Source organism: Aequorivita marina (assembly GCF_031631895.2).
Lineage (GTDB): Bacteria > Bacteroidota > Bacteroidia > Flavobacteriales > Flavobacteriaceae > Aequorivita > Aequorivita marina.
The window spans coordinates 828,489-842,200 of sequence record NZ_JAVMBW020000001.1; the positions used below are offsets into that span (position 1 = coordinate 828,489).

At 39.0% G+C, this 13,712-nt stretch carries 13 protein-coding genes; 7 read left to right on the plus strand and 6 right to left on the minus strand.

The genetic code is table 11. The annotated features are described in order from the left end of the window. Nucleotides 1-4 precede the first annotated feature (4 nt). Nucleotides 5-958 carry an NAD-dependent epimerase/dehydratase family protein gene (locus QPK98_RS03755; RefSeq protein ID WP_310991670.1) on the minus strand — a complete coding sequence of 318 codons (954 nt, stop codon included), beginning with the start codon at nucleotides 956-958 and terminating at the stop codon, nucleotides 5-7. Nucleotides 959-1,085: 127 nt separating this feature from the next. Here QPK98_RS03755 and QPK98_RS03760 point away from each other — a divergent pair, with 127 nt between their 5' ends. The 4 genes from QPK98_RS03760 (at nucleotide 1,086) to QPK98_RS03775 (ending at nucleotide 5,257) form a co-directional block, all read left to right on the plus strand. Then, nucleotides 1,086-1,673 (plus strand): hypothetical protein, encoded by a 588-nt coding sequence (locus tag QPK98_RS03760; protein WP_310991671.1) that lies wholly within the window; start codon nucleotides 1,086-1,088, stop codon nucleotides 1,671-1,673. A gap of 68 nt (nucleotides 1,674-1,741) precedes the next feature. After that, nucleotides 1,742-3,808, plus strand: a complete 2,067-nt coding sequence (locus QPK98_RS03765; protein ID WP_310991672.1) for a M13 family metallopeptidase — start codon at nucleotides 1,742-1,744, stop codon at nucleotides 3,806-3,808. Between the two features lie 537 nt (nucleotides 3,809-4,345). Then, nucleotides 4,346-4,912: a Riean_0653 family protein gene (locus tag QPK98_RS03770; RefSeq protein ID WP_310991673.1), complete on the plus strand. Its 567-nt coding sequence runs from the start codon at nucleotides 4,346-4,348 to the stop codon at nucleotides 4,910-4,912. Nucleotides 4,913-4,951: 39 nt separating this feature from the next. Then, on the plus strand, nucleotides 4,952-5,257 hold the full coding sequence (locus QPK98_RS03775; RefSeq protein WP_310991674.1) for a hypothetical protein: 306 nt from the start codon (nucleotides 4,952-4,954) through the stop codon (nucleotides 5,255-5,257). 392 nt (nucleotides 5,258-5,649) lie between these two features. Here the strand turns inward: QPK98_RS03775 and QPK98_RS03780 are convergent, their stop codons facing one another. Next, nucleotides 5,650-6,459: an NAD(P)H-binding protein gene (locus QPK98_RS03780; protein ID WP_310991675.1), complete on the minus strand. Its 810-nt coding sequence runs from the start codon at nucleotides 6,457-6,459 to the stop codon at nucleotides 5,650-5,652. A gap of 308 nt (nucleotides 6,460-6,767) precedes the next feature. After that, nucleotides 6,768-9,104, minus strand: a complete 2,337-nt coding sequence (locus tag QPK98_RS03785; protein WP_310991676.1) for a M20/M25/M40 family metallo-hydrolase — start codon at nucleotides 9,102-9,104, stop codon at nucleotides 6,768-6,770. Between the two features lie 124 nt (nucleotides 9,105-9,228). Between QPK98_RS03785 and QPK98_RS03790 the strand changes: the two genes are divergently transcribed. Continuing rightward, nucleotides 9,229-9,690 (plus strand): CBS domain-containing protein, encoded by a 462-nt coding sequence (locus QPK98_RS03790; protein ID WP_310991678.1) that lies wholly within the window; start codon nucleotides 9,229-9,231, stop codon nucleotides 9,688-9,690. A 398-nt stretch (nucleotides 9,691-10,088) separates the two neighbouring features. Here the strand turns inward: QPK98_RS03790 and QPK98_RS03795 are convergent, their stop codons facing one another. Then, complete coding sequence (locus QPK98_RS03795; protein ID WP_310991679.1) at nucleotides 10,089-10,388, minus strand: type II toxin-antitoxin system RelE/ParE family toxin; 300 nt, start codon at nucleotides 10,386-10,388, stop codon at nucleotides 10,089-10,091. Further along, nucleotides 10,381-10,632 carry a type II toxin-antitoxin system ParD family antitoxin gene (locus QPK98_RS03800; protein WP_310991680.1) on the minus strand — a complete coding sequence of 84 codons (252 nt, stop codon included), beginning with the start codon at nucleotides 10,630-10,632 and terminating at the stop codon, nucleotides 10,381-10,383. The genes QPK98_RS03795 and QPK98_RS03800 overlap by 8 nt, the downstream gene beginning before the upstream one ends. Nucleotides 10,633-11,264: 632 nt before the next feature. Between QPK98_RS03800 and QPK98_RS03805 the strand changes: the two genes are divergently transcribed. Next, complete coding sequence (locus QPK98_RS03805; protein WP_310991681.1) at nucleotides 11,265-12,014, plus strand: ferritin-like domain-containing protein; 750 nt, start codon at nucleotides 11,265-11,267, stop codon at nucleotides 12,012-12,014. Between the two features lie 45 nt (nucleotides 12,015-12,059). Beyond that, the gene (locus QPK98_RS03810; protein ID WP_310991683.1) at nucleotides 12,060-12,887 is read left to right on the plus strand and encodes a ferritin-like domain-containing protein; all 828 of its coding nucleotides are present in this window, start codon (nucleotides 12,060-12,062) and stop codon (nucleotides 12,885-12,887) included. Nucleotides 12,888-13,352: 465 nt separating this feature from the next. Here QPK98_RS03810 and QPK98_RS03815 read toward each other — a convergent pair whose 3' ends face one another. Continuing rightward, nucleotides 13,353-13,673: a CCC motif membrane protein gene (locus QPK98_RS03815; protein ID WP_310991684.1), complete on the minus strand. Its 321-nt coding sequence runs from the start codon at nucleotides 13,671-13,673 to the stop codon at nucleotides 13,353-13,355. Nucleotides 13,674-13,712: the final 39 nt, after the last annotated feature.

Below are 13,712 nucleotides of genomic sequence, written 5' to 3' on the forward strand. Positions count from 1 at the left end.
CAAGTTAATCTTCATATTGATCTTTTAAATTGGTAAGCATAATCTCGGTCATTTCATCCATATCAATTTTACTCTCCCATCCCCAATCATTTCTAGCAGCACTATCGTCTATACTTTGTGGCCAGCTATCGGCAATAGGTTGTCTAAAGTCGGGTTCATAACTTATTTTAAATTCAGGGATATGCTTTTTGATACTTGCGGTAATTTCCTCAGGATCAAAGCTCATTCCAGAGAGGTTATAAGAGCTTCTTACCTTTATCGCTTCTTTCTCCGCTTCCATTATACCGACGGTAGCACGAATGGCATCGTCCATAAACATCATAGGCAAAGTAGTATCACCTTTTAAAAAACAAATGTAGTTTTTATGTTTTAACGCTTTGTGGTAAATATCAATGGCGTAATCTGTAGTACCGCCACCAGGTTGGGTTTTGTAACTAATAAGCCCAGGATAGCGAATACTGCGCACATCTACCCCATAGCGATTAAAATAGTACTCACACCAGCGCTCACCAGTTTGCTTGCTGATTCCATAGACCGTGCTCGGTTCCATTACCGTACGTTGGGGTGTATCTACTTTTGGGGTGGTAGGGCCAAAAACAGCAATACTGGAAGGCCAGAATATTTTTTCGATCTTTTTTTCCTTTGCGAGTTTTAAGACGTTAAAAAGTGAATCCATATTAAGGTTCCAACCTCGCATTGGGAATTTTTCGGCAGTTGCCGAAAGCATAGCCGCCATTAAATAAACATCGGTTATTTCATATTGAATAACAATCTCTTCCACGGCATCATAATCCATTGCATCAAGAATTTCAAATGGACCACTCTCCATTAAAGCCTCTTCGCCTTCGCGAATATCACTGGCTATAACTTTATGTGCGCCAAATTTTTCACGTAAATATAAGGTTAGCTCCGTCCCTATTTGTCCACAGGCACCAATAATCAAAATTCTCTTTCTCATCTGTATTTGCTATTTTAATTTTTCAGAAAATGAAGCGTAAAGATACGTATTCTGCGTTGTTTCATCACGTAGAAAAATAAATATGCCATTTGTTTAATAACCAGTATCTTTGTGAATCTTTTATTTTATGAAGTTTATATTTTCCTTTTTATCGTTGATGCTGATACTCCTATCTTGTGAAAATTCGCAGGAAAAACCGGAAGAAGCACCCAAAAATGATACATCTATTATCTTTGGTGATCAAAATTATGATTTTCCCAAGCTCTCAGCCCCAGCACAGGAGCAGGCCGTCCACTGGGGAATTCTTGAAGATTTTGTGAGCGAGGCAAAAAAAGCCAATGGTAGCAATTATCAAGAACTTCGAAACCGATCTGAACTTTTAAAAAAATACTCTGATTCACTTCTAAAGAAAATTCCTGACACCCTCAACACCAAGCCTATAACCAGCAGGTTGTTTGTGTTAAAAACACGTTCGGAGCTTTTATTTCAAACGGCGGGGCAATCGGCTATTGATTCCTTGGAACTTGAACGCTCCATTGAAGAAATGAATATTGCATTAAAAAACCTTTTGGTTCAGCTCAACGAAAAGTTTCAAAAAGATAAAATTGATTCCCAAAGAAAGAAAAACGAAGCAAAAGAGCTGAAGAAACAACAACGTTATAGAGACTCTATTATGAATTTAGAGCTTCAGGATAATAAGAACCGAAAAGTGTAACATTTCATTTAAAAGAACAACTAATTCATTTCAGAAACATTCAAAATACCTTTAAATAAAAACCATTCATGAAAACTAATTTTTTAAAACCCGTTCTGGCTTTTGCAGTTATTGCAGCTGCCGCGACCGCTTGTAAAGATAAAACCGATGTGGAAAAAACGGAAACCGAGCCACACGGGATTATCCTTGCAAACATGGATACTACCGTAAGCCCTAAAGTTGATTTTTACAACTATGTAAACGGAAACTGGATGAAAAACAACGAAATTCCGGACGATCAGACCAGTTGGGGCGGATTTACGATTCTTAGAAAAAAGACCGATGCCGATGTTTTAGACATTTTGGCAAAAGCCGAAGAAAGCGGAAAGTACGGTCCGGAAACCGACCAGGCAAAAGCCTTGATGATTTACGAATCTAAATTGGATACCGTAGCCCGGGACGCTGCGGGGATTGAACCTTTAAAACCAACGCTTGAAAAAATAGCGGCCATGAACAGCATGGAAGATTTTCAGAAATTGATGAGCGAAGATGCCGTTTCGGTCTCGCAACCTTTTCTTGGTCTTTCGGCTTTTTCAAACCCCAGCAACAGTGCTATGAACTCAGCGTATATTACGCCGGGCAGCTTGGGGCTTCCAGATCGTGACTTTTATACCAATACAGATCCTGCTTCAGAAAAAATACGCCAGCAATATGTAGATCATATTACTAGGATGCTTCAATTTTTGGGAGATTCCGAGGAAGATGCACGTAAACAAGGGGAGACTATTCTCGCTTTTGAAACAAAACTTGCAGAACCAAGGTTAGATAAGGTTGCCAGTCGTGATTTTAGAAACTTTAATAACCCTAGAAGCGTTGCTGAATTGCAAAATATGCTTCCGCAGCTAAAGTGGGAAGAAGCTTTTAAAGATATGGGCGTAACCAAAGAGCTGGATACGGTTATTGTAATGCAGCCAAAATACATGGAAACCTTAAAGCAAGTGTTTACTAATCCAGATTTTGATACCTGGAAAACCGTTATGCGCTGGTCCACCCTAAACAGTGCTGCAGGAATGTTGACCACCGAAATTGAAAAAGCAAACTTCGACTTTTACGCAACTACCTTAAAAGGGACCAAAAAACAAAAACCAGCAAACGAAAGAGCCCTTGCAACTGTTAATGGTAGCGTTGGCGAAGCTTTAGGCAAGCTGTATGTTGACGAAATGTTTCCTCCAGAAGCAAAGGCGAAAGCAGAAAAAATGATTGCCAACGTAATAGCTGCCTATAAAGACCGAATAAGTGCCCTAAGCTGGATGAGCGATAGCACCAAGGTAAAAGCGATTGAAAAGTTGGATAACTTTACCGTTAAGATCGGTTATCCTGATAAGTGGAAAGACTATTCCGCTATGGAAGTAAAGGAAGGCAATACGTTTTATGACAATATGGTTGCTGTACAGACCTGGAATTTTAAGGACAATCTGGATAAAATTGACGAACCTGTTGACCGTACCGAATGGGGCATGAGTCCACAGACCGTAAACGCTTACTTTAACCCGTTTAACAACGAAATTGTTTTCCCAGCGGCTATCCTTCAGCCTCCTTTCTATGATTATAAGGCAGATGAAGCCGTAAATTATGGTGGTATGGGCGCTGTGATTGGCCACGAGATCTCCCATGCTTTTGATGATAGTGGTTCGCGTTTTGATGCCAACGGAAACTTAGTAAACTGGTGGACCGATAAAGACCTTGAAAACTTTACTGAACGTGGCGACAAACTTGCAGAACAATACAGCAATGTTGAGGTTTTGGACAGCGTTCATATCAACGGAAAATTTACTTTGGGAGAAAACATTGGTGACCTTGGTGGTATTGTAGGTGCTTACGACGGCCTACAACGTTTTTATAAAGAAAACGGACGCCCGGATGATATTGACGGATTTACGCCAGAGCAGCGGTTCTTTATGAGCTGGGCTACGGTTTGGCGCACAAAATCGCGTGATGAGGCATTGCGCAACCAAGTAAAAACCGACCCGCACTCTCCAGGAAAAGTGCGTGCTACACAGCCTTTGGTAAACGTTGATGCTTTTTACGAAGCTTTTGATATTAAGGAAGGCGACCCTATGTACCTTGCCCCAGAAGATAGGGTACGTATTTGGTAGTTTTCATACCTGTCACTTTAATGACAGATAAAATATTTTAAATTATTGAAAAAAGGAGCTGTAAAAGGCTCCTTTTTTTGATTCCAATAGCCCGAATTTGTCTATAAATTAAAAATCCTTTAGATAGCTGTCTGCTAAAGCAGACGGCAATGTGCCAGAGAAGGTAGAATGTACATAGATAAATAGAATCTGTTCAAACTAAACAAATTGCCGGAGAATAAAACAGCAACAAACTGGCTTTAACCCCATTAAAGAAAGTTGTGGAATGTGGCTAAAGCCAAAAATCACTCTATCAGTTATCCGTCTGCTGAAGCAGGCGGCAATTGGCTGATTGCCCAGAAGATTGGGCTTTGGGAGCAACATCCTTGATAAAGAAAACAATTCTGCTATGCCTCGGCTCGTTTTTCTATCTAACGGCCCAAACCGTAAACACTACTTTTGCCATTTAGAATGATGATAATTATTGGTTAAATAATATTTATAACTCTTTTTTTCTTATATTTAAGGTCAAATCGTTAACAATTAAACCGCCCCAAGATGAAAAGCAACTTTTTTAATTTGATAAGACTGCCGCAATACGTCCTGCTCATTTTTATGGCCACGACCATCTCTTGCTGCAACAAGGACGATGACAACCCACCCCCGGAGCCCGTGGACCAACTGCCCCCCGCCACCCAAACGGGAGCGGGCACTTTTGGCTGTTTGCTGGATGGGGAGGTTTTTTTGCCTGGTAATAATACCCCTAACCCCCTCGATTGTGTTTACCAGTATGTAAATGGGGGGTATTATTTTGCTTTGCAAAGTAATAGGAGAATAAACGGGAGTGATTATCAAGCTCTCGGGATTGGAAGCAATTTATTCCAGATAGAGGAAGGGGGCACTTACGCCCTAAAAGAGAATGTACCAAATAATGTTTCTGGGCATTATCGCTTAAATTTGGATTCCAATTATACTTCTGAAATACATACAGGAGAACTAAAAATCACAAAATTGGATTATGATAACCATATTGTGGCAGGAACCTTTTGGTTTGACGTAAAGGATAGTAATAGCGTGGTGCACGAAATACGTAATGGCCGTTTTGATGTACGTTTTACAGAATGAAATTATAATTAATTTAATATTAACCCTAAATCCTTACCTATGAACCTACAATTAAAAAAGGCCGCAGCCTTATTGCTTCTATGTCTTGGCTCGTTCCTATACACAACGGCCCAGACCGTGAACACCACCTTTGCTACCCAGATCAATAACACTTTAAGCGGGTTGGACAAAAGCAAAGTACCCAATAAATTATTAAAAGACCAAGCCATGGAGTTTGCGGAGCTCGGTGCCTACAATGGCACCCTTACCGCAGACAATATTGTACACCGAGGGCCAAAGCCCAAAATCATTTCTTCTATCAGTAACCGGCTGCTGAAGCAGACGGCAATATGCCAGAGAAGATAGAATATGCCGATGTAAATAGAAAAGTGCAAACTAAACAAATTGCTGGTGGCTTTAGCCAACGGAAAATAAAACAATAACAAACTGGCTTTAACCCCATTAAAGAAAGTTGTGGAATGTGGCTAAAGCCAAAAATCACTCTATCAGATATCCGTCTGCTGAAGCAGACGGCAATATGCCAGAGAAGATAGAATGTACTGAGATAAATAGAATCTGTTCAAACTAAACAAATTGCCGTTGGCTTTAGCCAACGGCGAATAAAACAGCAACAAAATGGCTTTAGCCCCATTAAGGAAAGCTGCGGAATGTGGCTAAAGCTAAAAATCACTCTATCAGTTATCCGGCTGCTGAAGCAGACGGCAATTGGCCGAGGGTTCAGAAGATAGGGTTCGCTATTAATTCAATCCGCTTTTAAACCCATAAGCCAAAACCCCTTTCAAATTATCCGAATCCACTTGTTTAAATATTTCATCAGGATCGCTATCAACAAAACTTGGTGGTTCTAGTCCCATTTCAGTTGCTTTCTGAATGTAATAGTCAGACTTTTTAGGATGATCTGGATTAACCGCATTAAATACGTTACCAAAAGTATCCTGCTTTAAAATTTCAGCTAAAATATTTATACAATCATCGCGGTGGATTAGGTTTACGGGCGCTTCCCCTCCTCTTAAATTGCTGCGTCCGGCCAAGTACTTGGCAGGGTTTCTACTCCCGCCAAACAAGCCTCCAAAGCGAACAACGGTTGTTTTAAAGGCATCCGTATTGATAAACAGTTCCTCCACTTGGCGCAGTTGCTTTCCAGCGATAGTTTGAGGTTTCGGGTCGTCTTTTTCGGTTACGTTTCCTTGACTATCATCATAGACCGAGGTACTACTGACCAAAATAATTTTCTGCACAGCCGACATTTTTATCTCTTCAAGAAAATGGGTCATTTTAAGCACATAATCTGCACCCGTATTTCGCCTTAGACCTGGAGGAATCATTATAATAAGGCTCCCAACCCCGTTTAGCAAAGCCTTTACCTGGCCACGAACGCCTTCATCAGAAATTTCCATGGCATAGGCGTCAAAACCGTTTTTTTGCAGCATTTTGGCCTTTTCAACCGTAGTGACGGAACCTTTAAGGGTATAGCCTAAATTTGCAAGTTGAAATGCCAAGGCTTGCCCGAGCCAACCCAGGCCAGCGATTGCGATTGTTTTATTCATATATTAAAATTGTTTTTACGTCAAAATACAAATATAAATATTTCAATAACCACATGACTTTAGCTAGCAAGTAGAATATGATAGGTATAAATAGAAACTCCAAAATTGCAACGCGGCTTTAGTCCGTGGAATAGTAGTAAAATTAATAATTCGGCTTTAGCAAAAATCCCATGAATGGCTAATTGCGTTTTTTTGGCTAAAACCAAGTGTGCCGTGTCTGTTTTAACCCCCGAACTGAAGCACGGGATTATTGACGCTACATTTTGAATTAACTAAGGTGTCGGAAGTATTGCTTTGTTGAAAACCAATTAAAGTGAATCTATCCGCTTCATCTTTAAAGAATCTACCGAAAAAGTGCGTTTTACCAACACAGCATCCGTAATAACAAATGGCTTTGGCATGGTAAAATCCGGTCTTTCTGTTATGTTGAATTTTGGGTTGTCCATTAAGTCAAAGGAGTATTCCATTACTTTAAAGGAAACCGGGGTGTTTTTTTCAATGGAGAATTTCACTTTTAGTGAATCATTGGGAGAAACAAAATAATTGATCAATGCTCTATTTTTAGTACCCCTATAATTTTTCAGCGTATCTGACACGGAAGCTTTTTGTCCGTTGAATTCCAGATATTTAAAATCGATGTTTTCTATGGGGTACAATTCAATTTTATTGACCCTTCGTTTTGGGACAATACTGAGCTCAACATTCCGCAGGTTTGCAATCAAGGTGTCTTCTTCCAAAATAACTTCAAAATTTGGGATTTCTATTGCTGGAGCTTCGGCTGCAAAACTAAAATCGGTTCCATATTTACTATAGGAAACCTCATCTAAAATACCAGATGCACTTTTGGCAGACGTTCCAAAATAGTTTGCTGTCCACGTATCAATTTCGGTATCGTAGGTAAGCCAATATGTTTTTCCTGCATCGGCATCTTCAAAATAAACTAAACTGTTCGGTTTTCTTCGTTCTTCAGAAAAACCACTTTTTGAGTGTGCAACAACAAAGAAGGAAATAGCGAGTAGGAAACATACCGTAGCGAGTAGGTTTTTCCGTCTATAATATCCAAAAACAGGCCAAAGCAATCCAAAAAGCAAGACAGTAAAAACACAGCTAATTACCAGCATTTTTAATCCCAACCCAACTGGGAAAAACTGGATTAGCGGCGCAAAAATAAAAATTGCCGGAACAGCGAGAAACGTCATCGCTAATAAATTGGGACGCTCCTGCCGAAGCATTACAAAAAAGGACAGCAATCCAAAAAACACTGGAATAATAAAAAATGCCGCGCCTTTTAATATGATAAACACCGCTAGGTTTACCAACAACCAGAAAAATAACGGCGCCACATAAAAAGATGCCTCATTAAACTTTATGGCGAATTTTTTATAAAAAGTGAAGGTGATGGCCAAAGACAGAAAGACAAAAAACACGATATACCAATGACCGTTATAGGTAAAACCTTGTTGGATTTCTGTGTATTGCGGATATAGAGCCAAAAGTAACTTCCACCCAAAGAAACCGATAAGGCCACAGCTAATCAATGCCAACAAAAACGGAACAAACCCTCTGGCAATGGCCTTGCCAATAAGTTTCCCTTTCCTAATACCGTAAAATATCAAAGCCCAAAACACTAAGGTTGCAATTATAAGCATGGGTAAAATCCACGAAAACGGATAACTTATCATTTTTACCAGCGGAAAGTTTAGGTAAACATGGTCGGTATCAGATTTTAAATTTGAAAGATCGGCATCGGCAAAATAATGAATTAGCGGAAGCAGATAACTGCCTTGGTGCATTAGGCTGTTCCAATCCAGAAAGTACATATTGTCATTGGCCGTGTGATAGTTAAAATGACTATCAATAAAGGCGAAGAAAAAGCTGTCTATATCGCCATCTTTTCTAAAAATTGTAGAATCGGTATCGTTGGGCAGCATTTTATACACGCTGTACATCAATGAGGAAGCTACTGGAAAATCTGGATTTGCCGCAAGAAATTCCTTTACCAGTTTAGAATTGCCGCCATTGGTTTCTAAAATCATATTACTGGGGCCGCTGGTGCCACGCGCTTCAAAGTTGAGCACCAAGCCCACATTCTCTGCCCACGGATGCTCGTTTACAAAAAGTTTAGCACCGTCCAGCCCAATTTCTTCAGCATCGGTAAAGAGGATGATAATATCGTTTTGGGGTCGTTTCCCAGAAGCTAGATACGCGCGTACACTCTCTAAAATTGCAACAAGCCCAGTTCCTGCATCGGCGGCACCATAGGAAGGCACCAGCGCACTGTCATAATGTGAAAGTAACAAAAGCGATTTCCCGTCTTGCGAACCTTTTATGCGTGCTGCAATATTTATAGGTTTATTAAGGGTTTTCGATTCCGGATTTAAGCTAAAACCTTCCTGAATATGGGGTTCCATACCTAGCTTATACAATTCGCTTATCAAGAATTTACGAACATCTTCATGGCCTTTAGAGCCCAAGTAATGTGGTTGTTTTGCAATTTCCTCCAATGGGGTCAATGCCTTATCAACCGAGAATTCAGTTGGCGCAGGTGTTTTGCTTTCATCATAGCGCGGCATAAGACCATAAAAGCTGTAGTAAACCAATGCTGTAATTAAAAACAGGGATAAAATAGCATTGAAGGTTTTCATAATACGTAGTGGTTTTAAGTGTTAAAAATACAATTTTAATCGGAACGAATTTTTCTTCTGAAGAAACACTTTTCCATACTAAAATAAAAATGCCTATATTAGAAGTTCGCAAAAATTTGATAGTATGGCAATTAAAAGTTTTATGGGCAAAAGAGCAAAGCCCGAAAAAGGTTCTTCGGAAAGTATAAAGGTTTCCGATTTTATGACGCGTAATTTGATTACGTTTAAGCCTGAACAGTCTATTTTAGAGGTCATGGAAGTGCTTTTAAAGAAAAAAATATCCGGTGGCCCCGTTGTGAACAAAAACAACGAATTAGTCGGGATTATTTCTGAAGGAGATTGCTTAAAGGAACTGAGTGATGCCAGATATCACAACCACCCCATGGAAGACGTAAAGGTGGAACTGCACATGATTAAAAACGTTGACACCATTGATGGCGAGATGAATGTACTGGACGCGGCCAACAAGTTTTTGGAATCTAAACACCGTCGTTTCCCGATCTTGGAAAATGGCAAGTTAGTGGGCCAAATAAGCCAGAGTGACGTGTTGCGGGCGGCTATGGAACTCAAGGGCCAAACTTGGTAGATAAGACAGATAAAGCTATAATCGTTTCTTTTTTTCTATAATTAGCACTAACCGTTTGACTGGGATACAGTCATAATAAACCTTCCGAATTACTTCCGTCCAACAATGCTAAATCTAAAGGCCTTGATGCCTGTTATGTAGGGTAAGTATTACTGCGCTAAACGCTATTAATCTATTCTTTATAGCCAGATTTTTGGTACTATGTTGAATAGAGTGGGTAGATTAATTTTTATTAATAAAAATAGGTCTAACTGTTAAAATTGAACGGTCTTGTGTATGATTAGTGGCGTGTATAAGAAACTAATTTAGCAAATAAAAACCGAATAGAATATTCCGCAGGAATATTCGTAAGTAGGCGAGAACTAGCCATTAATTATACATGGTGTTCTACGAAGTTTTTATTCAGCTATTCTTTTTTTTAAATCCATTCTTTCGTGTAAGATCCTTGTTATTTCAACATAATCTTTACTTAATGTTCGATAAAATATTATATGTCGGTTTGCTTGAGTTCCGAGAAGTTGTTTTGAAATTCCCTCGTAGTTTTTTCCTAAATCTGGATTTTTAGCTATTTCCTCACAATTTGAAATTAATTCATCATAATATTTATCTGCTTGTTTTTCCGACCAAACCTCAAATGTATATTCCCAAATTTTTGATAAATCAGCAACAGCTTTGTTTGTCAGTTTATATTCAGACATTTGAGTGTTTTTTCGCTTTTAGTGATTCAAGATGCTTTTGGGGGTCAAAATCGTGAGCAATTCCGCTGTCAATTCCTTCTTGAATTGCATTTTTTAAAGCAATCACTTTGGTTTCTTCTTCTTCCAAAAGTCTTAATCCTGCTCGAATAACTTCGCTGGCATTTTTAAATCTTCCTTCTTTAATACTACTTTGAACGAATTGGTCAAAATAATTTCCGAGTGATATTGAGGTGTTTTTGTTCATTTTGAAACTAATTTAATTCAAATATACCAAAAATTGGTATAAATGCAAAAATTTTTCAAATTGCGTAGAACGTGTAAATATAATTGTTCATTTTATTTTATTACCAAAAAAACGTGTACCTCACTCGTCGTATGCAAGAAAAAGGCTAGGCTGAGCAAAACTTTATTAAAAATTTCCCTCCTTGCGGCGCAAACTAAAAGTTACTATTTTAATATCGCTAAGATTAAAATTAGCTGAGCGGCTAGCGCTATTTTGCTTAACCCTCCACTCTCCCGATAACTATCGCAGATCATTTTTTACGTAAACTTTTACTAGGTCAAAACAGCACTTATAAAATTTTGATCTTTGAAAAAAATCACCCACTTGAAATAACATAGAGCCAGACTTTTATACAAGTTGAACTTTCAGTTTCAACCAAAACCAATATGGCCTAAACTTTTAGCGTCAAGAATTACATTTTATCAAATTAATCGCTTGTTATTGAATTATTCATAATAAATCTGTCGATTAAAAATAAAATTCTGCCCTTTTAATCCCTCTAAACAGCGCTTTAACAAAATTTTAATACGAAAATAAAAACCAAGCTTCCTTTCTGCACGTAAGTTTTTTGATTAACATAAAAATAGACCGTTATGAAAAACAAAGTGAAAGTAAGCGAAGTAGGATCAACTAAAAATGGCAGACGCCGATTTTTGAAATTGGGCGGTGCCGCAATTGTAGGGTCGGGTATTTTAATGATGGCAGGATGTAGTGATGATGACGACACCCCTATGCCACCAAACGAAATTTTCGATTTAGGTACGGGCGATCTCGGCGTACTCAATTACGCATACGCCCTAGAACAATTGGAAGCCGATTTTTACACTAAAGTGGTCAATGATGCAAATTTTAGAACTGCCTTCAGTCAAAATGAGCAGGAAATCATGACCGATTTATACTACCACGAAGTTATTCACCGCGATTTCTTTAAAACGGCAATTAGTTTGGCCGTGAGTAATGACATGAGCAAGTTACTGCCAACCTTAGAGTTTGATTATGGCGGTTTAGATTTTTCAAGTCGAGATGCTGTTCTCGCAACTTCACAGGCTCTGGAAGACACGGGTGTAAGAGCTTATAACGGCGCTGGAAAGCTTCTTAGCGACCCCGGTTACCTTTTAGTAGCAGGAAAAATTGTTTCGGTAGAAGCACGACATGCCGCTGCAATTAGAAACATAATCGCTACAGGTACAATTGATGGTGGCGGGTCGGCCGCATTTGCCGGCGATGACGTCATAGACCCAGTAACAGGCCTGGGGCAGGCGCTTCCTCCAAAAGATATTATTGAAGCGGCAGGTGGTTTTATCACTACCCCTTTTACCTATAAGGAACAAGGCGTTGGGTAGGTCTTAACTTCAACTAAATAATTTTTCAACTTAAAAAAACACATTATGAATATTTTAAAAATTATGGATCATTTATCAGATGGCGATCTTTTAAACAAGAAAGCCTCAAGACGTGATTCTTTCGACCATTTAAAAACATTGGGTAAAAATGTTGCTTTAGCATCTATTCCTTTTGGGTTGGCGGCAACAAGCGCAAAGACCAAAGCGGCAACCATGGCAATGGGATCAGCTATGACGATGGCCTCACCTACTGAAATTTTAAACTTTGCACTCACTTTAGAATACCTGGAGCGTAATTTTTATCAAATGGGATTAGACACCAATGGCTTAATTCCAAGTGAAGACCGCGAGACCTTTGCACAAATATCCAAACACGAAACCTCCCACGTTGATTTCCTTTTGGCTGCATTGGGCGACCAAGCGGTAGCGGAACCTACTTTTGACTTTACGGGAGCTCCTGGAGGTTTAAATTTAGACACTTTTACCAACTACCAAACCTTTATGGCACTGGCGCAGGGATTTGAAGACACAGGTGTCCGCGCATACAAAGGTCAAGCTGGCGGATTAATAGATGATGATGCATTACTCACTTATGCACTTCAAATACATTCTGTGGAAGCACAGCACGCATCTCAGGTTAGAAGAATGCGCGGGGAAAAGGGATGGATTACAAAGTCTGAAAATACATTGCCTAGTGCATTTAACGCGATTTATCAAGGTTCCACCCCTGAAAGTAATTTGACTCAAGGAGGCGTAAACCTAAGTGGTATGTTCAACGACCTTGGTGGTGACAACGCAGTTTCAGAATCTTTTGACGAACCCTTAACTATGGGTGAAGTAAATACGATTGCAAGTTTATTTATTGTTTCATAAACAGGTTTTATTTATTGAAGTAATATCCCAGTTTCCTGGGATATTATTTTTGAAATATCAGGTTTTATATCAATAGCGTCCTAAACGTTCATAAGGTAACCATTGAAAGCCTTTGTTTAATGGGGCTTAGAGATAATATGAAGCTTAGGGGTCTGTAATTGAGAATTCCTGTTTTTTGGCCTATCGAAAATTTATCGTAAAATTTGAAGTGAAGTTCCCGTAAAATTTTAGGCTGTTTGAGCCAGCAAAGATAGTCATCAAAGCACTGGATTTAAAGGCGAGTTCCTAAAATTTAGGGGACGAACAAAAAATTTAGATAAAATTTCGTAAGCCTAGATTTTTTTGGTTCGTTTTTTCATAAATGGAAAAAATGAACAGGTTAAATATTTAGGACAAGATTGTTTTACCATACTAAAAGCGACCCAATTACGGGTCGCTTTTTTGCTTGCTATGTAGCATGAAGCTTTACATTCCGTATTGCTCCATTATTTCTTCGTTCATGTTCATGATTCCTTCCATGCCCAATGTTGAGAAAAGGTAAATGGTGTAAACAAGATAAATTACACTTAAGACTATTCCGATAATAGAAAGGATTTTTCCAGTCTTTACGTTTTGAAAACCAGTATAAAGTTCTGGGTCTTGCATGTAAATCTTGGTAGCGGTGCCGGCCATTACAATGGCAACAACCCCGAATATAAGCCCTAAACCATAGCAACAGCAGGTAACTATGGAGATAATTCCGAAGACCAAGATTAGAGTTGAATTGGGTAATTTTTGCTTTTCCATAAAATTTGAAGTTTTAGTTGAGGATTAAAAATACCAAAA

Excerpts from the sequence above, each read along its gene's own strand:
- QPK98_RS03755 (WP_310991670.1), bottom strand. The coding sequence starts at position 958 with ATGAGAAAGAGAATTTTGATTATTGGTGCCTGTGGACAAATAGGGACG.
- QPK98_RS03790 (WP_310991678.1), top strand. The coding sequence starts at position 9,229 with ATGGCAATTAAAAGTTTTATGGGCAAAAGAGCAAAGCCCGAAAAAGGT.
- QPK98_RS03805 (WP_310991681.1), top strand. The coding sequence starts at position 11,265 with ATGAAAAACAAAGTGAAAGTAAGCGAAGTAGGATCAACTAAAAATGGC.
- QPK98_RS03810 (WP_310991683.1), top strand. The coding sequence starts at position 12,060 with ATGAATATTTTAAAAATTATGGATCATTTATCAGATGGCGATCTTTTA.
- QPK98_RS03775 (WP_310991674.1), top strand. The coding sequence starts at position 4,952 with ATGAACCTACAATTAAAAAAGGCCGCAGCCTTATTGCTTCTATGTCTT.
- QPK98_RS03785 (WP_310991676.1), bottom strand. The coding sequence starts at position 9,104 with ATGAAAACCTTCAATGCTATTTTATCCCTGTTTTTAATTACAGCATTG.
- QPK98_RS03780 (WP_310991675.1), bottom strand. The coding sequence starts at position 6,459 with ATGAATAAAACAATCGCAATCGCTGGCCTGGGTTGGCTCGGGCAAGCC.
- QPK98_RS03800 (WP_310991680.1), bottom strand. The coding sequence starts at position 10,632 with ATGAACAAAAACACCTCAATATCACTCGGAAATTATTTTGACCAATTC.
- QPK98_RS03760 (WP_310991671.1), top strand. The coding sequence starts at position 1,086 with ATGAAGTTTATATTTTCCTTTTTATCGTTGATGCTGATACTCCTATCT.
- QPK98_RS03795 (WP_310991679.1), bottom strand. The coding sequence starts at position 10,388 with ATGTCTGAATATAAACTGACAAACAAAGCTGTTGCTGATTTATCAAAA.
- QPK98_RS03815 (WP_310991684.1), bottom strand. The coding sequence starts at position 13,673 with ATGGAAAAGCAAAAATTACCCAATTCAACTCTAATCTTGGTCTTCGGA.
- QPK98_RS03770 (WP_310991673.1), top strand. The coding sequence starts at position 4,346 with ATGAAAAGCAACTTTTTTAATTTGATAAGACTGCCGCAATACGTCCTG.
- QPK98_RS03765 (WP_310991672.1), top strand. The coding sequence starts at position 1,742 with ATGAAAACTAATTTTTTAAAACCCGTTCTGGCTTTTGCAGTTATTGCA.